Annotated in this window: 27 protein-coding genes and 1 tRNA gene; 20 read left to right on the top strand and 8 right to left on the bottom strand. The window is 52.4% G+C overall.

The features are described 5' to 3' along the window. Nucleotides 1-2: 2 nt before the first annotated feature. From ilvN to ilvD, 5 genes are all read left to right on the top strand, one after another. Nucleotides 3-518, top strand: coding sequence for an acetolactate synthase small subunit (gene ilvN / locus AC1EKS_RS03290; RefSeq protein ID WP_481008819.1), 516 nt, complete (start codon nucleotides 3-5; stop codon nucleotides 516-518). Nucleotides 519-520: 2 nt separating this feature from the next. Continuing rightward, the gene (gene ilvC / locus AC1EKS_RS03285) at nucleotides 521-1,546 is read left to right on the top strand and encodes a ketol-acid reductoisomerase (protein WP_481008818.1); all 1,026 of its coding nucleotides are present in this window, start codon (nucleotides 521-523) and stop codon (nucleotides 1,544-1,546) included. A 268-nt stretch (nucleotides 1,547-1,814) separates the two neighbouring features. Continuing rightward, nucleotides 1,815-2,870, top strand: coding sequence for a 3-isopropylmalate dehydrogenase (locus tag AC1EKS_RS03280; protein ID WP_481008817.1), 1,056 nt, complete (start codon nucleotides 1,815-1,817; stop codon nucleotides 2,868-2,870). 116 nt (nucleotides 2,871-2,986) lie between these two features. Then, nucleotides 2,987-4,144, top strand: a complete 1,158-nt coding sequence (locus AC1EKS_RS03275) for a branched-chain amino acid aminotransferase (protein ID WP_481008816.1) — start codon at nucleotides 2,987-2,989, stop codon at nucleotides 4,142-4,144. A 132-nt stretch (nucleotides 4,145-4,276) separates the two neighbouring features. Continuing rightward, nucleotides 4,277-6,148, top strand: a complete 1,872-nt coding sequence (gene ilvD / locus AC1EKS_RS03270) for a dihydroxy-acid dehydratase (RefSeq protein ID WP_481008815.1) — start codon at nucleotides 4,277-4,279, stop codon at nucleotides 6,146-6,148. Between the two features lie 289 nt (nucleotides 6,149-6,437). On the opposite strand, the gene AC1EKS_RS03265 is transcribed toward ilvD, so the two are convergent. The 3 genes from AC1EKS_RS03265 to AC1EKS_RS03255 are packed head-to-tail and all read right to left on the bottom strand — an operon-like array spanning nucleotide 6,438 to nucleotide 9,162. Then, nucleotides 6,438-6,932, bottom strand: a complete 495-nt coding sequence (locus tag AC1EKS_RS03265; protein ID WP_481008814.1) for a GtrA family protein — start codon at nucleotides 6,930-6,932, stop codon at nucleotides 6,438-6,440. After that, on the bottom strand, nucleotides 6,929-8,524 hold the full coding sequence (locus tag AC1EKS_RS03260; protein ID WP_481008813.1) for a xylulokinase: 1,596 nt from the start codon (nucleotides 8,522-8,524) through the stop codon (nucleotides 6,929-6,931). Before AC1EKS_RS03260 ends, AC1EKS_RS03265 begins: the two co-directional genes overlap by 4 nt. A 2-nt stretch (nucleotides 8,525-8,526) precedes the next feature. After that, nucleotides 8,527-9,162 (bottom strand): TetR/AcrR family transcriptional regulator, encoded by a 636-nt coding sequence (locus tag AC1EKS_RS03255; protein ID WP_481008812.1) that lies wholly within the window; start codon nucleotides 9,160-9,162, stop codon nucleotides 8,527-8,529. A gap of 271 nt (nucleotides 9,163-9,433) precedes the next feature. On the opposite strand from AC1EKS_RS03255, the gene AC1EKS_RS03250 reads away from it, so the two are divergent. Next, the gene (locus AC1EKS_RS03250; RefSeq protein WP_481008811.1) at nucleotides 9,434-10,891 is read left to right on the top strand and encodes an aspartate aminotransferase family protein; all 1,458 of its coding nucleotides are present in this window, start codon (nucleotides 9,434-9,436) and stop codon (nucleotides 10,889-10,891) included. Beyond that, a complete protein-coding gene (locus AC1EKS_RS03245) occupies nucleotides 10,888-11,934 on the top strand; it encodes a class II aldolase/adducin family protein (RefSeq protein ID WP_481008810.1) in 1,047 nt (348 codons plus the stop codon). The genes AC1EKS_RS03250 and AC1EKS_RS03245 overlap by 4 nt, the downstream gene beginning before the upstream one ends. Before the next feature lie 39 nt (nucleotides 11,935-11,973). Here AC1EKS_RS03245 and AC1EKS_RS03240 read toward each other — a convergent pair whose 3' ends face one another. Further along, on the bottom strand, nucleotides 11,974-12,459 hold the full coding sequence (locus AC1EKS_RS03240; protein WP_481008809.1) for a beta-class carbonic anhydrase: 486 nt from the start codon (nucleotides 12,457-12,459) through the stop codon (nucleotides 11,974-11,976). A gap of 152 nt (nucleotides 12,460-12,611) precedes the next feature. On the opposite strand from AC1EKS_RS03240, the gene AC1EKS_RS03235 reads away from it, so the two are divergent. Continuing rightward, a tRNA-Ala gene (locus AC1EKS_RS03235) sits at nucleotides 12,612-12,684 on the top strand. A 343-nt stretch (nucleotides 12,685-13,027) separates the two neighbouring features. Here the strand turns inward: AC1EKS_RS03235 and AC1EKS_RS03230 are convergent. Next, nucleotides 13,028-13,294, bottom strand: a complete 267-nt coding sequence (locus AC1EKS_RS03230) for a hypothetical protein (RefSeq protein WP_288292602.1) — start codon at nucleotides 13,292-13,294, stop codon at nucleotides 13,028-13,030. A 330-nt stretch (nucleotides 13,295-13,624) separates the two neighbouring features. On the opposite strand from AC1EKS_RS03230, the gene AC1EKS_RS03225 reads away from it, so the two are divergent. From AC1EKS_RS03225 to AC1EKS_RS03215, 3 genes are all read left to right on the top strand, one after another. Next, nucleotides 13,625-13,912, top strand: coding sequence for a hypothetical protein (locus AC1EKS_RS03225; protein WP_481008808.1), 288 nt, complete (start codon nucleotides 13,625-13,627; stop codon nucleotides 13,910-13,912). A 59-nt stretch (nucleotides 13,913-13,971) separates the two neighbouring features. Next, nucleotides 13,972-14,247 carry a hypothetical protein gene (locus tag AC1EKS_RS03220; protein WP_481008807.1) on the top strand — a complete coding sequence of 92 codons (276 nt, stop codon included), beginning with the start codon at nucleotides 13,972-13,974 and terminating at the stop codon, nucleotides 14,245-14,247. A gap of 68 nt (nucleotides 14,248-14,315) precedes the next feature. After that, on the top strand, nucleotides 14,316-14,603 hold the full coding sequence (locus AC1EKS_RS03215; protein WP_481008806.1) for a hypothetical protein: 288 nt from the start codon (nucleotides 14,316-14,318) through the stop codon (nucleotides 14,601-14,603). 352 nt (nucleotides 14,604-14,955) lie between these two features. On the opposite strand, the gene AC1EKS_RS03210 is transcribed toward AC1EKS_RS03215, so the two are convergent. Further along, nucleotides 14,956-15,159, bottom strand: a complete 204-nt coding sequence (locus AC1EKS_RS03210; RefSeq protein ID WP_481008805.1) for a transcriptional regulator — start codon at nucleotides 15,157-15,159, stop codon at nucleotides 14,956-14,958. Beyond that, complete coding sequence (locus AC1EKS_RS03205) at nucleotides 15,156-15,326, bottom strand: hypothetical protein (RefSeq protein WP_481008804.1); 171 nt, start codon at nucleotides 15,324-15,326, stop codon at nucleotides 15,156-15,158. Before AC1EKS_RS03205 ends, AC1EKS_RS03210 begins: the two co-directional genes overlap by 4 nt. 236 nt (nucleotides 15,327-15,562) lie before the next feature. Between AC1EKS_RS03205 and AC1EKS_RS03200 the strand changes: the two genes are divergently transcribed. The 7 genes from AC1EKS_RS03200 (at nucleotide 15,563) to AC1EKS_RS03170 (ending at nucleotide 20,729) form a co-directional block, all read left to right on the top strand. After that, entirely contained in the window at nucleotides 15,563-15,838 is a 276-nt protein-coding gene (locus AC1EKS_RS03200) for a hypothetical protein (RefSeq protein ID WP_481008803.1), read from the top strand. Between the two features lie 67 nt (nucleotides 15,839-15,905). Beyond that, on the top strand, nucleotides 15,906-16,193 hold the full coding sequence (locus AC1EKS_RS03195; RefSeq protein WP_481008802.1) for a hypothetical protein: 288 nt from the start codon (nucleotides 15,906-15,908) through the stop codon (nucleotides 16,191-16,193). 60 nt (nucleotides 16,194-16,253) lie between these two features. Further along, a complete protein-coding gene (locus AC1EKS_RS03190) occupies nucleotides 16,254-16,526 on the top strand; it encodes a hypothetical protein (RefSeq protein ID WP_481008801.1) in 273 nt (90 codons plus the stop codon). Nucleotides 16,527-16,599: 73 nt separating this feature from the next. After that, nucleotides 16,600-17,280 (top strand): GNAT family N-acetyltransferase, encoded by a 681-nt coding sequence (locus AC1EKS_RS03185; protein WP_481008800.1) that lies wholly within the window; start codon nucleotides 16,600-16,602, stop codon nucleotides 17,278-17,280. A gap of 85 nt (nucleotides 17,281-17,365) precedes the next feature. Further along, entirely contained in the window at nucleotides 17,366-18,298 is a 933-nt protein-coding gene (locus AC1EKS_RS03180; protein ID WP_481008799.1) for a restriction endonuclease, read from the top strand. Between the two features lie 166 nt (nucleotides 18,299-18,464). Next, nucleotides 18,465-18,962: a PTS sugar transporter subunit IIA gene (locus AC1EKS_RS03175; protein ID WP_481008798.1), complete on the top strand. Its 498-nt coding sequence runs from the start codon at nucleotides 18,465-18,467 to the stop codon at nucleotides 18,960-18,962. Nucleotides 18,963-19,115: 153 nt separating this feature from the next. Next, nucleotides 19,116-20,729: a bacterial Ig-like domain-containing protein gene (locus AC1EKS_RS03170; protein WP_481008797.1), complete on the top strand. Its 1,614-nt coding sequence runs from the start codon at nucleotides 19,116-19,118 to the stop codon at nucleotides 20,727-20,729. Between the two features lie 352 nt (nucleotides 20,730-21,081). Here AC1EKS_RS03170 and AC1EKS_RS03165 read toward each other — a convergent pair whose 3' ends face one another. Further along, entirely contained in the window at nucleotides 21,082-21,903 is an 822-nt protein-coding gene (locus AC1EKS_RS03165; protein ID WP_481008796.1) for an alpha/beta hydrolase, read from the bottom strand. A 153-nt stretch (nucleotides 21,904-22,056) separates the two neighbouring features. Here AC1EKS_RS03165 and AC1EKS_RS03160 point away from each other — a divergent pair, with 153 nt between their 5' ends. Then, a complete protein-coding gene (locus tag AC1EKS_RS03160; RefSeq protein WP_481008795.1) occupies nucleotides 22,057-22,380 on the top strand; it encodes a YtxH domain-containing protein in 324 nt (107 codons plus the stop codon). 1 nt (nucleotide 22,381) lies between these two features. After that, entirely contained in the window at nucleotides 22,382-23,491 is a 1,110-nt protein-coding gene (locus tag AC1EKS_RS03155) for a VIT1/CCC1 transporter family protein (RefSeq protein ID WP_481008794.1), read from the top strand. Nucleotide 23,492 lies beyond the last annotated feature (1 nt).

Raw genomic sequence — 23,492 nt, 5'->3', positions numbered from 1 at the left:
TCGTGAATAGCAATCGCCATACTCTTTCCATTCTGGTGGAAAACAAGCCCGGCGTCCTCGCTAGGGTAGCTGCTTTGTTTACCAGGCGAGCCTTCAATATTCATTCCCTGGCGGTGGGGGAAACCGAAGAACCATCGATTTCCCGGATGACCGTGCAGGTAGATGCGGAGGATTTGCCTTTTGAGCAGGTAACTAAACAGCTAAATAAACTGGTAAACGTGTTGAAAGTGGTAGAGCTTCATCCCCAAGACTCAGTTACCCGCAAGTTTGTGTTGTTCAAGGTGCAGGCTAACGCCGAAAACCGTTCCCAGGTGCTGCAGATCGTGGATTTGTTCCGTGCCTCGGTAATAGATGTTCACCGCGACTCCCTGGTGATTCAGGCTGCCGGGGTGCAATCAAAACTGGAGGCGCTGATGGAGACGTTAGAGCCTTATGGAATCAACGAAATCGTGCAATCGGGGGCGGTCGCCATTGGCCGTGGCCCGCGTTCAATCACAGATCAATTAAAGGAGAAGTAACAATGGCTGAAATCTTTTACGACACTGACGCGGATATGGCCGCACTTTCGGGCAAGAAGGTTGCCATTATCGGTTACGGCTCGCAAGGTCACGCCCACGCCCTGAACCTGCGCGATAGCGGGGTGGAGGTAGTCGTGGGGCTCCGGGAAGGCTCGTCCTCGGTAGCTAAAGCTAAAGAGCAAGGGCTAGAGGTCAAATCAATCGAGGAAGCTAGCGCCGAGGGCGATATCGTCATGGTGCTAGCTCCTGACCAGGTGCAACGCACGGTTTATGCCGAGAAAATTGCCCCGAATCTAAAACCGGATGCCGCGATTTTCTTTGCCCACGGTTTTAACATCCGTTTCGGTTATATTCAGCCGGGTGCCGGTCATGATGTGTGCATGGTAGCCCCTAAAGGGCCTGGTCACAAGGTACGTGCCTCCTATGAGGCAGGATATGGCACCCCGGCGGTTATCGCGGTGGAACAGGATGAAACCGGCAACGCCTGGCAGGTAACGAAAGCCTATGCGAAAGCCCTGGGAGCTACTCGGGCAGGAGTAATCAAAACTACCTTTACCGAGGAAACCGAAACCGATCTTTTCGGCGAACAAGCAGTACTCTGTGGCGGGGTATCGCACCTGATCCAAGCGGGTTTTGATACTTTGACCGAGGCTGGTTACCAGCCGGAGATCGCCTATTTCGAGGTTTGCCACGAAATGAAACAGATCGTGGATCTAATCAACGAAGGTGGAATTACCAAGCAGCGCTGGTCATGCTCGGACACCGCCGAATATGGCGACTATGTGTCTGGCCCGCGAGTGATTACCGAACAAACTCGCGAGGCTATGCGCGGTATTTTGTCTGATATTCGCGATGGTTCTTTCGCCAGACGTTTCATCAATGATCAAGACCACGGAGCTCAGGAGTTCAAACAGATGCGTGCAACAGAAGAAGCCCACCCCATCGAGAAAGTTGGGCGCGAACTGCGTGCCATGTTCTCGTGGAATCAAAGTGACGATGACTACCAGGAAGGTCACGCCCAGCGCTAACCGGGTATTTAGCCTAGTCACCACAGTAGTAACTATTGTGGCCGGTTCCCGAAAAGATGTGAGCCAATGGGTTATCTGCTGCTATCAGAATCGGACACATTGTCTTTCGGTAGGTTGTAAGTAATCCTTGTTTGTGACAGTGATATGGGCAGACCCTTGTGAAGTTATTTTGCTCCGTTATTCCCGAGCGAAGCAAGGCTCACCGGGGTCCCCCGAACACTTTTCGGGGATCGGCAAACGGTAGCGTTGAGGAAGGTTAGTAAGAACTATGGAGAAAACCATTAAACTCGCGGTTATCCCCGGGGACGGGATTGGTAGAGAGGTAGTGGCCGAAGGCCTAAAGGTCATGGACGCTGCCTTGGCTGATAGCGGGATTGCAGTTGATAAAACTGAATTCAACCTGGGGGCTGCTCGCTATCGGGAAACCCGGGAGATCCTGCCGGATGCCGAGCTGGAAAGCATTAAGAACCACGACGTGATTTTGTTGGGGGCAGTAGGTGATCCCTCGGTTCCCTCTGGAGTACTCGAGCGAGGCTTACTACTAAAGCTGCGTTTTAGCCTGGATCACTATGTGAATTTGCGGCCCGCCCACTACTACCGGGGAGTCCCTACTCCGCTGGCGAATCCCGGCGAGATTGATTTTCTGGTGGTGCGGGAAGGAACTGAAGGCTTGTACTGCGGAAATGGCGGGGCTATTCGGGTGGGTACCGATCAAGAAATCGCCACCGAAGTTTCCGTCAATACTGCTTTTGGAGTCGAGCGGGTGGTGCGTTTTGCGTTTGCGCAGGCCGCCAAGCGGCGTCGGCATGTAACCCTAGTGCATAAGCACAATGTGTTGGTTAACGCCGGACACCTGTGGCGGCGTCTGGTGGAGCGGGTCGCGGAAGAATACCCGGAGGTGACTTGGGATTATGCGCATGTAGATGCCGCTACTATCTACCTGGTGCAGGATCCGGGACGCTTTGATGTGATCGTCACCGACAACCTGTTTGGCGATATTTTGACTGATGAAGCGGGCGCGATTACCGGAGGGATTGGGCTGGCGGCCTCAGGAAATATCAATCCGGATCGCACCTTCCCCTCTATGTTTGAGCCGGTACATGGCTCGGCACCCGATATCGCTGGTAAAGGAATCGCTGATCCCACGGCCACGATTTCTTCGGTAGCGATGCTGCTAGAAAACGAGGGCGCGGTGCAGGCTGCAGATAATATTCGCGCCGCGATCGCTGCCGATATGGAGGAACGCGCCCTCGCCGCGGAGCAAGGTAACCCCTTGCAACGCAGCACCAGCCAGATCGGGGACGCGATTGCTGCCCGCCTCTAGGAGAAACGGATAATCGCTACTGACCGCGAGAAATGTAAAGACGTGGCCACCCAGTGACCTAGAAACCAAGTTTAGGAACAAAAAATAGGCTCCCAGGAGCCGGAAAGAACACAATCATGAGCGAAAATGGTTTAACCCATGTGCCAACTAAGTTAGAGGCGGCATCACAGGTTCCGCTGCCGAGCGCGGATGAGTTGGCGGGACGCTTTACTTTGCAGCCTAACCAGCACCCAGCAAGCGAGGAAGAATACCGCGAGATTATGGGTTCTTTGTCCTTTGGCAGAAAATTCGGCGATCATATGGCGGTTGCTGACTGGAAAGCCGGCGAAGGGTGGAGCAGGCACCGCGTCCAGGCATTCGAAAACTTGAGCCTCTCACCGGGAGCCGTGGTGTTCCATTACGGTCAAGAAGTTTTTGAGGGTCTAAAAGCTTATCGCCATAAAGATGGATCTATCTGGGCTTTCCGTCCTCGTTACAACGCCGCCCGCCTGAATGCGTCTGCGCGCCGCCTGGCTCTACCGGAAATTCCGGAAGAGGACTTTGTGGCTTCGGTAGTAGACCTGGTGCGCGCCGATAAACGCTGGGTGCCCACTGCCCCCAACACTTCCCTCTATGTGCGTCCCTTCATGATCGGAACTGAGCCCTACCTGGGAGTGCATTCTGCCAGTGAAGTTAAATACCTGGTGATCGGTTCTCCGTCTGGCTCCTATTTCTCAGGTGGGGAAGCCAAAGGGGTGTCCATTTGGGTTGACCGCCACTACCACCGGGCGGGGCCAGGCGGAACTGGGGAAGCTAAATGCGGAGGCAACTATGCGGCCTCGCTAATGCCCCAAAACATGGCAGCCGAAAAAGGGTATGAGCAGGTCTGTTTCTTGGATACCACCCACACCAACCTGGAAGAACTGGGCGGTATGAACGTGTTTGTGGTGCGCAGGGATGGTTCGGTACATACCCCGCGTCTAACCGGCGTAATTCTAGAGGGCGGGACTCGTTCGGCGATCTGCCGTCTGCTGCGCGATAGTGGCACCCCGGTTTTCGAACGCGATATTTCTCTAGAATCGCTGGTAGAAGATATTCGCTCGGGTGAAGTGAGTGAAGTATTTGCCTGCGGAACCGCCGCGGTAGTAACCCCGATCGGCAGGCTGGGCTCCGATGATTTCGAAGTGGAAGTACCTTGCGGGCCGGTCACCGCCAGTATTCATCAGCGCCTGGTAGATATCCAAAACGGAGAAGCGCCCGATCCTTACGGCTGGACTTATCACCTTTGTGACTAGCGGTGCTGAGGACGCGGGCGGAAAAATCTGCAGCGCTCGCGTTTTAGGGGCGCGGGCCGGGATTCTAGCTCGCGCGTCCTCGTCCTTGTAACCGCACCCCCGCAACCAGAGACAATTAGTTTGGGAGAGAAAATGGCTTATCCGCTTCGTTCAAGAACTTCGACTGCCGGCCGCAATATGGCGGGCGCACGCTCACTGTGGCGGGCAACCGGCATGAGTGACAGTGATTTTGGGAAACCGATTATCGCCATTGCCAACTCCTTTACCCAGTTTGTGCCCGGTCACGTACACCTAAATCAGGTATCCCCGCTGGTGGCGGAGGCTATTAAAGCTGCGGGCGGGGTGGCGAAAGAGTTCAACACCATCGCCATTGATGACGGGATCGCCATGGGGCACCAGGGGATGCTCTACTCTTTGCCCAGTCGAGAAATCATCGCGGACAGCGTGGAATATATGGTGAACGCCCATTGCGCGGATGCCCTGGTTTGTATCTCTAACTGCGACAAAATCACCCCGGGAATGTTGATCGCCGCTATGCGGCTGAATATTCCTACGGTGTTTGTGTCTGGCGGCCCCATGGAGGCTGGGCGGGGTATCGACCCCGAAATGATTGTGGGGCCGTCCCAAAGCGGGCACGGCAACCTGATTACGGTCATGAATGCTACCGCTGACCAGAAGATTTCTGATCAACAGCTGACCGAGATTGAAAAGGCGGTCTGCCCCACCTGTGGTTCTTGTTCGGGAATGTTCACCGCTAACTCGATGAACTGCCTGACGGAGGCACTGGGGTTGGCGCTGCCCGGGAATGGTTCCACTCTGGCAACTCACGTTGCACGCCGCGAATTATTTACCCAGGCAGGCAAACTAATCGTGCAGCTGTGTCAGCGTTATTACCAGGAAGAAGAGGACGCGGTTTTGCCCCGGCAAATCGCTTCCCGCGAGGCGTTCCTGAACGCTATGAGCCTAGATATGGCGATGGGGGGTTCCTCAAACACGGTGCTACACCTGCTGGCGATTGCCCGGGAGGCGGGGGTGCACTTTGACCTGGAAGATATTTCGAGTCTGGGGCGCAGCGTACCTTGTTTGTGCAAGGCGGCTCCTAACCACAACGATTACCATATGGAGGACGTGCATCGCGCCGGAGGCATTCCCGCATTGCTGGGAGAACTTGACCGCGCCGGGCTATTAAACCGCGAGGTCACCTCGATCCATGCTCCCTCGCTAGAGAAATGGCTTGCCGATTGGGACGTACGCGGCGGCTCCGCTACCGAGCAAGCTGAAGAATTGTTTAAGGCTGCGCCCGGAGGAGTGCGCACCACCGAGCCATTTTCCACTGTTAACCAGTGGAAAGATTTGGACACCGATGCCGCCAGCGGGTGTATCCGCGATACTGCCCACGCCTACTCGGCAAACGGGGGATTGACGGTTTTGCGAGGGAATCTGGCAGAAAAAGGCGCCATTATTAAAGCCGCTGGAATCGACAGCGACCTTTACCATTTCCGCGGTAAAGCGATTGTGATGGAATCCCAAGAAGAGGCCATCGAGAAAATCCTAGACCACAGCGTCAAGCCTGGTCACGTGGTAGTGATTCGCTACGAAGGACCGGCCGGTGGGCCGGGAATGCAAGAAATGCTCTATCCGACCTCCTTCCTTAAAGGGCGGGGACTGGGCAAGAAGTGCGCCCTGATCACTGATGGGCGTTTCTCGGGGGGCACTTCCGGGATTTCGGTGGGGCATATTTCTCCCGAGGCCGCCGATGGCGGGTTGATTGCCTTGATCGAGGACGGGGATGAAATCACTATCGATGTCAACGCTGAATCCCTAACCCTAGAGGTTCCCGAGGCAGAACTGAATCGTCGCCGCGAACAGATGGAGCAGCGTCCCCATCCTTACACTCCGCTCAGCCGCAAACGCACAGTTTCTGACGCGCTGAAACTCTACGCTGCCTGCGCCCTCAGCGCCGACCAAGGCGGCGCGCGTGACGTAAGTCGGGTGACCGGTTAAAGCCTTGAATAGCAGTTACCTGAGGTATTACTGAGCTGACTGGCAAAAAGATACTCGAGGGGGCTTGAGCCGAGCGTAGCAAGGCTCACTGGGGTCCCCCGAGTGCTTTTTGTCGGGCAGGGTCACGCTACCAGCGTGCGTTTAGATAAGCAGTTTTGACGAGTAGTAACGGCTGAGTAGCTGAGCTGGGAGCTGAAAAGATGCGAGAGGGGGCTTGAGCCGAGCGAAGCGAGGGTCACTGGGGTCCCCCGAGTGCTTTTCAGCCCCCGGCGGTACCCAGCCCTGGTGTCTACTTAAGTGCTAGGTCGTTGGTGTTTTCGGTGCCGCGGAACACCACCCACTTCCACCAGGCAAACTCGCCAATGAAGTTCAGGATCATGGTTACGCCCTTGATAATGAAATCATTGATGCCTGCGTTAGCCGCCAGCGCCCCTAGCCACATAGTGATGGGGATAAAGAAGGCGTAGAAAACCGCGACTTTTATCATCGCGATTGGTACGTTATTAGCGGATTTGAAGGTGTAACGCCGATTGAGGGTGAAGTTGTAGATCACCGAAAGCGTGATGGAAATAAAGTGCGTCCAGGCATAGGGCAGGGGAGTTAGCCACTCCAAAAGCGAGAAACTGGCGGCCTCCACCACCCCGGCAGAAATCGACAGCAAAGTGAACTTTAAAGCTTGGATGGCGGCGTCTTTACCCTTAGCGGCCTCCCCAGGCAGGGCTGTTTTTGCGGTAGCTGCTGGTTCCCCCTCTGTTTCCGAGGGAAATTTTCCTTCCGCGGTCATCGAATCGCCTCCAATTGCGTGAAAATTTTCTTATTTGCGGGATAAATGTCCTTAAAAGTAGCGAACATTTGGTCATAGCGATCTTTGTGTTCGGGATTCGGCTCATAGGAGGCAGTCACCGGAACCAGGGAAGAAGCCTTAGCTAGCGAAGGTATTTCTCCTAGTCCCGCGGCTATCACCAAAGCGGCACCCACCGCTCCTACATCTTGGGGATTGGCTACCGTGTCTACCGGTTTGCCGGTAATATCGGCAAGAATCTGGCAGGTAACTGGGCTCAGCGCTCCGCCGCCTACGAATCGCAACCGGGGAGCGGTCTTGACTTTCTTTTCTTGGGTTTCCAGGAACCAGCGCACGTGGTAGCACACGCCCTCCACCACTGCACGCAGCAGTTCAGTTTTCCCGGTCTCTAATCCGATCCCGATAAAAGCGCCGCGAGCATTCGGGTCTTCAAAGGGGCAGCGATTTCCGTGCAGCCAGGGTGCAAATAGCACTCCACCTGCTCCGGCAGGTGCGGAGTCAATTACTTTCGACATGTATTCGTAGAGAGAATGGAACTCCGATTCGGGGTCTTCCGCCACATCTTTCTGGTCCAGGTAAATATGGATTTCATCTTTGGCCAGATGGTCGCGTACCCACTCCAGGCATTTCCCGGCAGTTTCCATCTCTGCAAAATAGTTGTAATTTCCGCTGATTGCCCCCACTACCGTGGCAATCATGGCGGAAGTGTCAATCGTGATCTTATCGGTTACGGTTTCCACCCAGCCAGAAGTTCCCATATATACATGGGTGTCGCCCTTCCCAGCAGCACCGGCGCCTACCGGGATCAGGGAGGCGTCCCCTCCTCCGGAAAAGACCGGTACTCCCGCTTTCAGGCCGAGTTCACGGGCTTGCTGAGGACGCAGGGAGCCCACAATATCCGTGGAGGCCACAATCGGTGGCATCAGTTTCGGATCTACCTGCATCATTTTCAACATGGCGGGGCTGAAGCGCTTTTCTTTTGAGCGAATATCGTAGAGCAGGGTAGAAAAGGCGCTATCCTCACTCATAGTAAATTCCCCGGTCATCCGGGCAATGATCGCATCTTTAACATCAAGCCATTTGTAGGCTTTGGATAGCTCTTCTGGCCGGTTTTCTTTCATCCAATGGTATTTCCAGACCGGGTCTTTTACCGAGGCAGAAACCGCGCCGGTATGGTAGAGGCTGCGCAGTAGTTTCACCAGGTTAATCCCGGCTATCCGGGGAGCCTGGCCGGCGATTTTCCGCAGCTGAGCGCCGCCACGCTGATCCATATAGGACATCGAAGGATGCACTGGGCGAGTGTTTTCGTCTAGCAGCACCAGGGATTGCATCTGGGAGCAGAAGCTGATTCCTTTGATTTGCGCTAGTTCCGCCTCTGCCTGGGCTTTTATTTGGGTGGTGGTGCTGACCATCGCCTGCCACCAGTCATCCGGGTTTTGCTCGATACCGCCCCCGGCAACTACTTGTAAGCCGTAGCCTTCACTGGCGCTGGCCACTGGGCGAATCTGGTCACTGACCTCAAATAAACAGGTTTTAACGCCGGTAGTTCCCACGTCATAGGTTAAGCAATACACTGCTACCTCTTTTCTAGGACTGACCAGAGGATTTCTGTCATCTGTTCGGCGAACTCGCTGGGTGCCGCCACTTGGTAAAGCTGGGCGCGTCCTTTGAAATAAGGGGTAGACAGGGAATACTGCATCATTATCATGGCGTTATCTACAGCGAAGGCCAGAACCTCTGCGGGCAAATCGGTGCGGATATCCCCTTGTTGTTGTCCCTGCTTGATTAGTTCAACCAGTCCCGCGGCGGCATAACTTTCCAATTCACGGGCGATATCAACGATAAAATCCTGATTCCCGGTAGCGGTAATTTCATGGTAAAGCTGCTGGTATTCTGGGTATAGTTCGCAGGAGTTTACGGTTAGCAGCATCAGTTTATGGATTTTTTCCCGCCCGCTGATTTCCTCTTTTAATATCGCGCCGATATCGGTTTCGATAATCCCGGCCCCTAAATGAATCACATATCGGAATAGGTTTTCCTTAGTTTTAAAGTATTGAAACAGTGACCCGACTGAGATTTCGGCGGCTTTCGCAATCCGGTTGGTGTTCGCCGCCTCATAACCTTTTTCCGCAAACTCGCTGACTGCGGCATCAACGATCCGCTGTGCTTTTTCCGAATCTAACTGGCGGAACCGCTGCGTTGCCCATTCCATGTTGATTGCCTCTTGTCGAATAGCTCTTATCGGTGAGTGACACCTCACTCGCATGGCGCGATACTAGCACGTCTGGGCGTCCTCTAAGTACAATTTCGGTATTTACGCAGGGAAATCGGGGATATTTTCTCACCAAAGCCCCTGTCATCGCAGAGTAAAACGGTTTTGGGTAGGGAGAGCGAGGGTGGAGCCATTGACAGAATCGCCCCTAAAGATTAACCTAGGTCACATTGCTGTGAGTAAGCGCTCACACGGTCCAATGGGGGTCAAAATGGATATTAATCGTCCCGGAGCGCGGCAGGTAACGCGCGAGCTAGATGAACTAATTAAGCAGCCAATTTACTCGATTTCTCCTTCCGCTTTACGCGAATATGAGGACGAATATTTTGGAAAAAAATGCACCAAGTCGCGGCAGATGATCCGAGAAGCGCAAGAGGTAATCCCGGGCGGGGTGCAGCATAACTTGGCATTTAACCATCCCTTCCCCTTGGTGTTCACCGCCGCTAATGGCAATAAACTGACGGATCTGGACGGTAACGAATACCTGGACTTCCTGCAGGCGGGCGGACCGACAGTCCTGGGGTCGAACCCGCCGCAGGTGCGGGAAAAAGTTATTGACCTGCTCAATACTTGCGGTCCTTCCACCGGGCTTTTCCATGAATACGAATACCGACTGGGCGCTCTGGTACGCGACCTGATTCCCTCAGTCGATATGTTTAGGGCGTTTGGGTCAGGAACTGAAGCCTGTATGGCCTCCATCCGAGTGGCGCGCCTGGCTACTAAGCATCGCCACGTCCTAAAAATGGGCGGCGCCTATCATGGCTGGTCAGACCAGCTAGCCTATGGGATTCGGATTCCGGGATCAAAGTTTACCCAGGCCAGCGGAATTCCGTTACGTTGTATGTCGCTGACCGATGAGTTCTTCCCCGGCGACTTGGACGATCTGGAACGCAAACTGAAACACAAGAAACTGACTGGCGGTACCGCTGCGATTATGATCGAGCCCATCGGGCCGGAATCCGGTACTCGTCCTATTACCCAAGAATTTTTACGAGGGGCGCGGGCACTCGCCAATAAATACGGGGCGCTACTTATCTTTGATGAGGTAGTGACCGCTTTCCGCATTTCTGAGCATGGGGCGCAGGGCTACTTCAAAGTAATGCCTGACCTGACCGTATTCGGTAAAGTTATCGCCGGTGGCTACCCCTCTGCTGGGGGACTAGGAGGACGCAAAGAATATATGCGCTACCTAGCCGCCGGTATTCAAACCGGAGATAAAGTGAAGAAAGCGCTGGTCGGGGGAACTATGACTGCGAATCCGCTCTCCTCGCTAGCCGGCTACTACACCATTAAAGAGATTGCGGAGACCGCGGCGTGTGACCGCGCCGCCAAGATGGGGGATCGCTTAACCGATGGGCTGCGCGCCCTCATCAAGCAATATCGCCTGCCGTTCGTGGCGTTTAACCAGCGCAGCGTATGCCACCTGGAGACCGTGGGGACTATGCACTTTGCGATCAACTGGAAGAAACCCTGGCAGATTCCGCACGTGTTGAAAGCCACCAGTGAGCGGAAGAAAGAAATGGAACATATGGGCGCGGCCTATATGGCGGAAGGCATTGTGACTTTGGCGGGTTCCCGGCTATATACCTCCGCTGCTTATAACGAAGAAGATATCGACCGGGCACTTGCCGCCTTTGAGCGGGTATTCCAAAAGGTGGTAAAGCTGTGAACTGCGACGAAGATACCAAACGCGCAAAGCTAGTTGAGCTGTCCCATCAGCTGCTCTCCGACGGTTTAGTGGTGCGCACCTGGGGAAACTTTTCTGTGCGAGGCAGCGCGGACGAATTTTTGATTACCCCCTCGGGGCGTCGCTACGAAACCATGACCGAGGAGGAACTGGCTTTATGCACCGGCCCCAAGGAATGGTCCGGCCCCTATAAGCCTTCCTCCGAGTACCCGATGCACGCCCTCACTTATCGGTTATTTCCGCAGGCGCGGTGGGTGATTCATACTCACCAGCCCTATGCATCAGCCCTGTCGCTGGCGAAAAAGGATTTCGCGTTGGATGACGAGGCGCAAGCAGCGTTGGGGCAAGAGGTGTTGCCGGTGGCTCCCTATGGGTTGCCCTCGACCAAGAAGTTGCACCGCGGGGTGGAAGAAACCCTGCAGCGTACCGGGGCGCAAGTGATTTTGATGAAAGCCCATGGCGCCATGATCTGGGCAGAAAGTGCTTGCCAAGCGCGGCGGCTGGCGAATGCTTTAGAAAAGGTGGCCAAGGATTTGTATCAGCGGGAGCTTTCCTGTCTGCCGTCTTTGTCTGCGCGTTCGCTTACTTCTCAGCGTGAGGGGGAAGGGGATGGCCTGGTCTGGGTTGATGAGCAAGGCCGTCCCACCACGCCCGATGCGGCCACGCAAACGAATCACTTGCGTATTTATAGACAGCGCCCTGACGTTGGCGCTATTGTCACCTGCCACCACGCGCAGGTAGCGGACTTTTTCGGAGGAAAACTGCCCGCCTACCTGGATGATTTTGCGCAGATTATCGGGCTGAAAGCTGATGACACCACCCGAGGTAACGCGGTACTGACTAATAGCGCGGCCTACTGCATCGGGGCCGATTTGGATGCTGCCCACAGTGCCCAGATCGTGCTGGAAAAAAATGCGCTGGCGGCGCGCTATGCCCGAGTTTGCGGCGCGAAGCCTCTAAAGAAGGCGGAGGCCCTGTTGATGCGGGAAATCTATCGACGAAAGTACTCTAAACAGGCAGGTTAAGGCAGGATAGTCGCGACTTTCCTGCAGGCGGGTCTGCGATTAAAGGGTGACCTCGCTAAGTCCGCCATTCTTGACGTCCAGGACAAAGCCGCGGATAGTACCGCCGACAAAGGGGCTGTCTAACAATTTCTTCATATCGGTTTTAACGGATTCCTCCACGTCCTTAAATCCTCCGGGTCTCCAATCGGGACGCTGCCCGGTTTCTTTTTCGATTTGTGCGAGGAATTCTTCGTCATCGGTCTTCGACATCCCACAATCAGTGTGGTGAATCAGCATCACGTACTTGGTTCCCAAGCTGCGCTGTGAAGCTGTCAGGGTGCGGATAGTGTCGGGAGTAACTACGCCGCCAGCATTGCGGATAACGTGGATCTGTCCAGGCTCTACCCCGAGCATAGTTTCCACATCAATACGGCAATCCATGCAGGTTACTACGGCCACCTTTAATTGAGGCAGATGGGGGGCTTCCCCCGGAAATTTCGCGGCGTAGGCGGCTTCATTTTCTAGTAACTGATCAATAGGATCCATGGATTCTCCTCTATTCTTCCGATGCTTAGTTAAATCGTATTAAATCAGCTTGTTAGGGGTGGCATAACCAGGTTATTTTTCTTGAGCGCAATCCCACAGCTTTATAGTTTGCAAATTTGGCCGTTACCCGCTTAGGCTTTTGAGAGTACCTAGGGGCTATGGCGCAGTTGGTAGCGCGTCTCGTTCGCAATGAGAAGGTCAGGGGTTCGAATCCCCTTAGCTCCACGATGAGGAGTCCGAACGGTGAAAAAGCCGTTTGGGCTTTTTTATTAGTGAGGACGACGAAATCGTGCGCAACACGAAGTGTTGCTAGCACGATGCTGATACCCCGGCCTTGTGCCGGGGTATCACCGCTTTAAGCTTTGGGATTCGAACCCGTGAGGGCTGGCGCGGGGAGGTTTCGGCGCAGGGGCTAGGTTTTTCCTCCTGCCCAAGAATTCGGAAAACGTGACGACGTTTTCCGAATTCTTATGCCCACCGCACCCACTCGGATAAAACCTAGCCCCCCGCGCTCGTTGCTCCAGAGTGGATGCCTAAATGGGAACTAGCTGGAATCTCTTAACTTTACTTAAAGTAGAGGGGCATATTTTTGGAAAGCTCCTTGACGAGACATCCCGAGAGCCTGCCCTATAACCTCCCAGGTAATCCCTTGTTTACGGGCGATAGTGACGGCATCTTTTTCGTCTTTTTCTATTCTCGCTCGTTCTAAACGCACGCGCATCAGAGCTTTAACCGGGTCACCCTCAATAACATAATCAAAGTCTTCAGGCTCTGCCTGAAACTCGAACCAATCTGCTAATTCTTCATCACTCATGTTTTTTCGGGGTTCACTCATTTCAAACACCTCGTATATTTGCTACGAGCTTTCATAGCGTGGATTATTCGTGTCTTATCGGCTATCCCTATTTCTAGTAGCGAGCCATTCCTTGCTGCTCCTATCAGCATTTCAACTTCATTCCCGAGTCCGTACAGTCGTATGGGGTTACGTAAAGAGTGGAAAATATCTTCTTTGCTAACGCCGTGTTTTAGGGCGCTGTCAAAAATCTCCACCTTGTCAATTATTCGGAACAAAAATCAGTTTGTCAATAGTTCGGAACAAAGTCGGGCAGAGTAAAGATTGCTGATATTCAAGGTAGATGTGGGGTGCGGCGCTAGGATGACGGTTATGGATTACCATGATGAAGATTTTCTACCCAGCGAGGAAGAGCTCGATGAAATCCAGGACTTCCTTATTGCACAGTCTGAGTTAGATACACCTTTCGGTAGGATTGCTAAAGCGAAACTGGAGAGTTTACCTCCGGAATCTACAACTGTCTTTTATACCAGCCTTGTACGGGCAAGTAATAATAAAATTCCGGTTCCTAGAAGTATTATTGAGTATTACCGCGGTTTTATGGATAAAGACCAAATAGACTATATGGATCTGAGCAAGCTTATTGTCGCTGACGACTAAGCAAGAAAAAATGATTGTTAAGGATTCGGAATTTTAGCCAGTGAAGGAGAGCGATCGAGATGGAGGATCGGCGTGAAGTCATGTCTGATGGTTCGGTTTATGTAGAACCAACTCCCGAAGAGGAAAAAGACATGGAAGACATTGCTGTCCGCTGGAAGGAACTAGCCCCCGATTTTGCAAAGGATGTCGATGCCATCCGGATGGAAGTGCACGGAGAACCAACCACTGTCCTAGAAGCGCTCTTAGGTTATTGTTATTGGCATAATGTCGAGGTTCCGCAAGAAATACGAGATAGATGCCAGCACTACATAGACCTGGAAATCTTAGAAGTCTAAAAATATAGGCCAAAAACTAACTCACATGCCTGATGGTGAAGGCGGGAGGCGGCGCTAGGATGACGGATATGGATTACCATGATGAGGATTTTCTACCTAGTGAGGAAGAACTAGATGAAATCTGGGACTTCCTGATTGCACAGTCTGAGTTAGATACACCTTTCGGCAGGATTGCTAGAGCGAAACTGGAGAGTTTTCCTCCAGAACCTACGACTATTTTCTGGGTTTGCCTTCTCCAAGCGGTTAATAGAAGAGTCCCGGTTTCAAAAAGCATTATTGAGTATTACCGCGGCTTTATGGATAAAGACCAAATAGACTATATGGATCTGAGCAAGCTTATTGTCGCTGACGAGTAGGCAAGGTGAAGCGAGGGAGTCTTAGTTGGCGGAAGGGACAAGAGGGTCCTCGTTAAGGCAGGTGAGTTTGTTAGCGGGGCTCAATAAGAATCGTAATAGACGAGTTGAGCAGATAAGTGGACAGCAAAGCACTATTCCAGGTCGTTATAACCCACCATCGGGTCTGACAAGCGTGGGGCTTTTTATTGATTATGTTGAATCTCAAGCGGACGGCGTTTTGGTTCCAGAAATTTTACCGTCTGCGCGGATACGTTCCTACGGTCATTCTGAGCTTGCAGAGCTGGAATCTGTGTAACAATAAGCGGATGTCTGCCTCGAAGGCTAGTTAACGCTAGCGGTTGTTGCCATGGCATTACTGCTTGAGATCGGTTCGGCTTCCGCGTCCTGGTCTGGCTGCGTTCCATTTATCGATTGTCTCAGTGCTCCATCCTTGCACGGGGCGGGTATCGGGGCCAACTATCACGTCTGGGGTGGGTAGTTTGTAGCGGGACAGGGAGGCAGGTTTTACTCCGATGCGGGCGGCGAATTGCATTCTGGATAGGTAGTGTTTGGTCACTTGGTTTCCCGTCCTTTCCATGCGGTACCGATAATGGTTGCCCCTAGTCCTGTTCCCCATAGAGCCCAGCAGGTACACGCCATCCAGAAGGGCATATCGCTAGAAAAAGTGAGCAGGGCTAGGAAGATAGCGGCTAGGGGGATTACTGCGCTTATTGCTTTTTTCATATCTAGTCACCTTCTTGTTTGTGGGGTAAATTTAGAGGTGTTGCGGGGGGTTCAAGATACTTGCTTTATTTTGAACCCCCGCTGTCATCGTAATGGTAGCTGTAGGTTAGATTTTGGTTACAAGAAAAAAGTTCCCACCAAACGTTGCTTAACTTTACTACACCCCGTATTACAAATAGGAAAAGGTATTAAATCTCGTGTATGCCGCAGCTAGAAGCTGAAAGGAGATGAGTGGGATGGAGGATAGGCGTGAGGTCATGTCTGATGGTTCGGTGTATGTGGAGCCAACTCCCGAAGAGGAAAAAGACATGGAAGATATTGCTGTCCGCTGGAAAGAGTTAGCCCCCGATTTTGCAAAGGTTGTAGATAACATCCGGATGGAAGCACACGGTGAACCTACCACTGTTCTAGACATACTCATTGCTTATTGTTATTTGAACGAGATTGAGGTTCCTCAAGAAATACAAGATAGGTGCCAGCACTACATAGATCTGGAAATCTTACAACCCTAAAAATATAGCCAGCAGCTAACCCGCAAGCCTGGTGGTGAATGCGGGGGGCGGCGCTAGGATGACGACTATGGATTACCATGATGAAGATTTTCTACCCAGGGAGGAAGAGCTCGATGAAATCTGGGACTTTGTTATTAACCAGTCTGAAATAGATTCACCCTTCGGCAATATCGTTAAATCAGAACTAGAACTTTTACCTTCGGAACCGGATACCATTTTTATTTGCTCCATGATGGAGGCCATCAATCAGGACGCCCCGGTTCCCAGGGGAGTCATTGATTATTATCGTCATTATATGGATCAAGACAAGCTAGATCGTATGGATTTAGAAGATCTAGTTGTCGCTGACGAGTAAGCAAGAAAAAATGATTCTTAAGGACGCGGATTTTTAGCCAGGGGAAGAGGGGGGAGCGAGATGGAGGATCGGCGTGAAGTCATGTCTGATGGTTCGGTTTATGTGGAACCAACTCCGCAAGAGGAAAAAGACATGGAAGACATTATCCAATGTTGGCGAGATATCGACCCTGTGGCTGATGAAGAAATCCAGAACATAAGAATAGACCTGCAAGGAGACCCCATAGGAGTTCTTGAAGGAGCAATTGCAACTATGGGAAGAATAGGACCTATCCCGGAAGAAATCTCCCGGCGGTATCAAAAGTACATAGACCTGGAAATCTTACAACCCTAAATAGAGTCAACAAGACCACCTGCTAACTATCGCCTGCAAAAATCCTAACTTGGTTTTGAGCTAGGGTTAAGGAGTGCAAATCGAATATCAAAACCACCTGGAACCGGGGCAGGGAGAAATCCTGGTTCATGAACTTTTGGAACAGGCTTTTGGCCCTGAAGAGCTGGGGGAGCCGCAAGATTTAATCGCCCAACTGCGTGGTGGGCAGTTTCAGACTTTTTCTGCTTGGGAGGGGACGCGCCCGCTAGGGGCTGCGATATCCTGGCCGGCTACCAGCGAAGTTACTTTGTTGAGTTGGCTGGCAGTCAGTCCCCGCACTCGCGGACATGGAGTGGGATCCAGCCTTTTCCGCCAGGCGATTTCCGCTCTGGAATCAAGCACTCATCCCCTTCTGATTTTAGGAGAGATTGAGGACCCCACCAGCCACTCCGCCTCGGAAGATCATGGTGACCCGAAGCGTCGTTGGGCTTTCTACCAGCGCCTGGGAGCCAAACGCCTGGACTTTCCTTTCGTAATGCCGCGCCTTAGCCCAAACGTGCCGGTAGGGCAGGATATGTGGCTTATCAGTTTCGGAGGGCGCGCTCACGCGGGAATCGATACCAGTACCGGCAGTCTCCAGGGTCTGGGTTTAGCACGGCCCTTAGAGAAGTTCCTTACCGCCTACCTAGAAGACAGTGGGGAAATCCGGAACGCAGACGGAAAATACCGCGCAGAGATAGAAAAAATGCTGGCCGCCGCCGCCGAGCTGGATTAACTTCCACAGGGGACCGAGGACCCCGCCCTAAAGCAAAACCCGATAAGATCGACTTGAGAGCAGAAGATAACCAGGTAGGCGAAAAATGAGCATAGATAATACCCCAACTATCGACGAATTTAGACCCGTGGTTCTTCGAGTTCTGCAGGACGGTCAGGTGCGACACGTGCGCGAAATCTGCGAACTTGTCGCTGGCTCTATGGGGTTAAGCGAGCAGGTGCGTCAAGAGCTTATTCCCTCGGGGCAACCTCGTTATCAGAACCGCATTAACTGGGCGTGCTCTGGTCTTTTTTATGCGGGTCTAATAACTCGCCCTCGGCGGGGGCATTGCCAGATTACCGATGCTGGACTACAGGTGGCTGAGCGTAATCTTTCCATTTATACCGATAAAGACATGCTCGAATGGGAAGTATGGGCGAAATATCAGCAAGAGATTGCTCGGCGAAAGACGAAAAGTGGGGAGGTGGAAGCAGCGACTGATCCTAGCAGTAATCCGATTGAGGTAATGAGTAACGCCGAGCGCGATTTTAATGCGCAAATAGAAACTGAGCTTCGGAAATATCTGCAAGATTCCTCGCCAGAGTTTTTCGAGAAAGCGGTAATCGACTTGTTGTGGGCTATGGGATACGGCGGTGACTACGGGGGTAAACAGCATGTCGGTCGCTCTGGTGACGGAGGTATCGACGGGATTATTCGCCAGGATGCATTGGGACTAACCAACATCTATATCCAGGCAAAACGTTACGCAGATACCAACAAAGTCGGGGATCCGGAGATCCGCAATTTTATAGGTTCCTTGGATTCACGCGGCGCCAACCTAGGGGTGTTTATCACTACCTCGGACTTCCAGCCCCGCGCAGTCACTACTGCAAAAAACTATCGACATGGGAAAATTATCTTGATTAACGGGATTAAGCTCACTGAACTGATGCTTAGCTACGGAGTGGCAGTCCATCAGACGAAGCAGTTCACTCTTTACAGTATCGATGAAGATTTCTTCGAAGAATCCATTGCTTGAGTCCGGTGAATTATTCCTCGTTTTAGACGGTTAGGCGGTGTAGCTATTTCCGATGACCGCTAGTACCGCGTTTGGATCTCTGGAAAGCGATAGGTTTTTCTGGAGGGCGAGGGGCGGGCTAGGCTGGTTTAGAAAGAAAGTTAGTTTTTTGGGATTGAGGTGAAGCATGGAGGAACCATGTCTGCAGGTGTGTTCGCCGATTCCAGGGCGGTTAGTGGGGCTGCATCAGGTACCAGATTTGGTGTTCTCCGGCATGATTGTGGGCGCCGGGATTGCGGTGCGACCACTGCCAGGAGCCAAAAAGGTGACGGCGGTAGCACCCATCTCCGGTAGGCTAATTAAGCTGTTCCCGCATGCTTTTATGATTGCCAGCGGGGAACAGACCGTTTTGGTGCACCTGGGGATTGACACCGTAAAAATGCGCGGGGAAGGTTTTACCTGCCATGCCCTCGAAAATGAAAAGGTAAAGGCCGGAGATCCTATCACCACTTTCTCAGTTAAACGGATTGAAAAAGCTAGTCACTCCCCACTCTGTCCGGTGGTGGTACTGGATACCACCCCCTCTGACCTTGAAAATCTCCGGGTGGAAGGTAACCAAGTTGAGGCGGGGGATCTACTGTTTGAAATCAGTGCCGCTCCTACCGGAGATCCCAGCGAGTGGTGACGCCCGCGCCTTAGCCCAAAACGCTGGTGGAATAGCGCTTTTTTCAGCAGATGAGTTTGCTTACTTATATCGCATTTGTTGTATCAAAAGTCATACCATTAGAGAGAACATAAAAAATTTAGTGTTCCTGAAGAAGGATCACACGGAGGGAAAATGCCAAAAACTATGGAAAGAGTGATCAGTTTCCTGATTGCCCCGCTGTTATTAGTGGGGATGGGGTTACTTGCCGTCACGCAGCTGCAAAGCGCCAACGCCGAAGATAGTAACTCCGGGAAAAACGTGCGGATTGAAATCCTGCCGGAAATATTTCTCAAACCCAGCGGCAACGAATTGTTCGCCAAATCCGAGGACACTATCGGGGTAGGACGCTCACTAAACGTTTTCGGTGGATCCCCCGAAGGGAACGCCTTGGAAGTTTGGAAGAATGTTGCTTTTCAGGTCTATGACCAGGACGGAAAACTAATCGAAACCACTAAGGGTACGGTTGGAGATCAGAATCGTTGGAGTGGAGCTAAATATCTGGGGCCATACCCGCAGGGGAAGGCCTATACCGTAAAGGTGGATCCCTCCACGCTGCCAAACGGATATCACTCCTGGTTCACAGCCCTAAAATCTGGGTATTCGGGGGCTACAGGGGGAGAAACTGACCTGATGACGGTAAGCAAAGACTCCCAGTCCGCCACAAATGCCGCTACCAACTCTAACCCGATTGCGGAAACCCGCTTCCATATGGATATTGTGCAGATTGCGTATGCGAAGAACCCGGAAGTAGCCAAGGATCTTTTCATTCTAGATGCTGAGGGCAAGGTCACCGGTCTTAATCCAAAATATCAAGAGGGCAGCGACTACGTGCTCAAGCCAATCGATAAACATTGCCAGGTGGTACAACCTACCCCGGCAGAGGCCGATAAGCTCGCTGCCGAAGGATATAAGCCTGGAGGATACTACTTTTATTATAAGAACAATGGAGTTTCGATTTCCGCGGTTAAATGCCATGACGGTTTTGGATATCTGAAGTGGTGGAAAGGTAAGGACCAGGTAAATACTTTGAAGCGGTTCAATAGCTCCAGCGTCTTTACCGTAATGCTAGATCAGTATATTCCGGAAGTTACTTTCTATAAGGGCGCGCCTGAGGAAGGTAAAGAACCTGAAGTGCTGGCGACCCAGCAGGTTTATTACCGCCACTCTCTTGGCACTAACTGCCTAAGTGACGGAAAGACTTGTCTACCGAAGACCCTACCTGCTGCTCCCGCGGCTCCCGCAGGACAGGTCTTCAAAGGATGGAACACCAAGGCTGATGGCAGCGGACAAGCCTTCGACGCGGAAACCGTAGTTATGTCGGATATGGCGGTCTACCCCGTGTACGGCCCGAACACTGCTCCGGTGCTTAAGGTTAAAGACGCCACTATTACCGCTGGCGACAAACTTGATTTACGTTCCCTGATTACTAAGGCATTTGATGAAGAGGACGGAGCTGACCTCGCCGGTAAAGTAGTGATTGAAAAAGGGAACTTCGATCCGGATAAACCGGGCACTTACGAAGTTAAATTCACTTTGACCGATATGAACGGGGAAAGCGTATCTGCCACCGCGAAGATCACGGTGAAAGAAGCAGCTAAAACTCAAACTCCGCAGCCTGAGTCTAAAGTGAAGCAGAAGATGCCGCCAACCGGAGCTGCTGGGATTAGTGCTCTAGCTATCGCTTTGGTTTGCGCTTTAGCGGGTATGGCCGCTACTGCCGGAGCCCGGATGAGCCGTCAAAGGTAAGCCCTAAGCTGCCGCCGCCCTAGACTTCTCCCTACTGGAGCTGAGCCTGGGGCGCCGAGCTCTGTAAACGGATAGTGGGGGCGGATTCCATTGGAATCCGCCCCCACTTTTGTTCCCCATCTCAAGCAAATAAGGAGATATCAAACGCTCAATCGCTTAATCCTTATTGCTGGTATTAATAGTAAGACACTCGTCTGGAAAATCATATAAACAAACCTGAGAGTCAGCTTTATATTTGGTAAAAGCTGCAGTTAAAAGTTATTTCTGGGCGTTCGCGGTAATTTTCCCAAGAAGTATCTGAAAGTCGAAAATTTTTTCTGAAAGTGGGGAAACCCAGCTATTTTCGATTGGCCTATTGCCCGGCAGGGGGAACTAGGCGGGTCACCCACGAAATAATCTGGTCACGCAGAAAATCTACTTTCTCTGCCGAAGGGTAGGGGCCATCAGGTTTACGATAGTTAGCCGGCAATTCTCCGTACAGGCTGAGTTTTTCAAGGAACAGCAGTTCGCAATTGGGAGGCAGCAACGCCTGGGGATCATCTACCAACGGCTCAAACCATTGCGAAGCTAGTGTCTGGGGGTCTACTACGAACAAACTCGGTAGAGCAATATCGCGAAGCAGTTTTTCGGTATCGACCATAGTTAGTTCCGCCAAGGTCTGCTTGCCGATCACGAAATAGGGCCGGGATGCCCCCTGATCATTGGGGATCCGAGTGTGCCCCACCCTCTCTAACTCCGCTAGCTGCGAGGGAGAAAACACGTCCTCCCAAGGTACTTCGGCCGGCCCTAAAATCGGTGCGGTCAGTACCAACGCCTTTACCTTATCCGGAACCGCGCGTAATGCGGCCAACGCCCCCGAGCCGTCTGCATGTATAACTTGCTGGTCAAAGCCCCGTTCAGAGAGCCAGCCACAAGCCGCCTTGAGGTCTTCAATCTGATTTTCCAAGCTGATTACGTCATCTGAGCTTTGCCCACAACCAGAAAAATCTAATTGCAAAGTACTGTATCCTGCAGAGCGATAGGACTTTGCAAAAACATCGAACCACCCTAGATTATGGCGATCCAGTAAGAAAGAGTGTGCGAAAATCACCGCGCGGTTGCTGGAGTCTACCGGAACTACCAAGTCGGCCGCCAAGGTTACCCCACGAGAAGTGTGGATACTGATTTCACTCATATATCCACCGTAAACCGCTGGGCATAGAATATGTTGTGAAAAAACATAAAAAATACTTAAGGCCAGCCGCAAATATGTCCCGATAATCCTCTGACGGATCCGTGCTATAGAATAACTAGCAGCTGCTTTTTATCGATTCGAAAGGTGTTAGCCGTGGGAAAGAAACTTTTGACCGTCCTCGGCATCGGCGCAGGTATAGCCCTGGTACGCCGGGAAATCAAAGAAAATCCTGAGGGTGGAGTCGCCAAAACCGTTAATGCGGTGACTTCTAATCCGCAGGTGCGTAGGGCGGGAGATGCCACCAAACAAAAAGCTTCCGAGATTTTCCGTCGTCAAGGAGAGGCCGTCACCGACAAGATTGCGGATGCGGTAAAAGAACGGATCTTCGGAGTGGCGCCGGCCCGAAAAGGCGATCCGGAATTTGTAGATGTTGAAATCGAAGAAATAACCGTTGAAGGGCCGGATTCACGTCTTTAAGATGGCTAATTCCGCTGATGTAGGCGCTGGTGCTTCCCAGAGTCAGACGCCTCCTGTTTCTAAAAAACAGTTGCATCGATGGCGAAAATACCTCGCGGAAGAGCGCCTAGAGGCCGACACCTATCGTTACTTGGCCCGCCGGCGTAGTGGCGATGAGCGGGAAGTACTCCAAGAGTTATCAATCGCCGAAGAACGACACGAACAGTATTGGTTAAATCTGTTGGGGGAGGATGCGCTCCCTACTCCTCGGGCTAGCCTGCGCTCGCGGATGTTGAACTTTTTTACCCGGATTTTCGGAACCATCTTCATGTTGGCGATGATGCAACGGGCGGAGCAGCGGCACGACTATGAGGCTGACCTGGATGTTCCCAAGGAAATCGTGGCGGATGAAAAAATTCATTCCGAGGTGGTGCGCGGTCTGGCTGCTCGCCAACGTGCCACGATTTCGGGTAGTTTTCGGGCTGCAGTTTTTGGAATAAACGATGGCCTGGTCTCCACCTGCGCCCTAATCCTGGGGATTTTTGGTACTGGAGTTTCTAAAACTACCATTATCGTCACTGGGCTGGCGGGCTTGCTAGCCGGAGCTCTCTCCATGGGTGCGGGGGAATACGTATCGGTGCGTTCGCAAACTGAGCTTTTGGCTTCTTCTTCGCCAGATCCCGAGTCTGAACATGCCATCGATAAACTGAATATGAATCAAAATGAACTGGCACTGGTGTTTCGGGCGCGCGGAGACGATTCACAGACTGCTGACCGCAAAGCCGCCGCTGCTTTTACCAAGATTCAGACCGGTGGTCATGCCTATTTAGAGGCAGGAAATCGGGATTATGAAGAAATCGGAACCGGCATGAAAGCCGCGATTTCTTCATTTACTTTCTTCGCTATCGGGGCATTTATTCCGCTGTTTCCATTCCTCTTGCCGCTTTCTCCCCTACAAGGCGCGATAGCGGCCGTGATTTTTGTGGGTTTGGCTCTAATAATCGTGGGTGGAATCGTAGGACTGCTTTCGGGAACAGATCCCGCGCCCAAAGCGTTGCGGCAACTTTTGATTGGCTATGGGGCGGCAGGTGCCACCTACCTTTTGGGTTTGGCTATCGGCACCCAGCTGTAGG

The sequence above is a fragment of the Varibaculum sp. C0165D1 genome (genome assembly GCF_056590355.1).
This window is presented reverse-complemented; position numbering and strand designations above follow the sequence as displayed.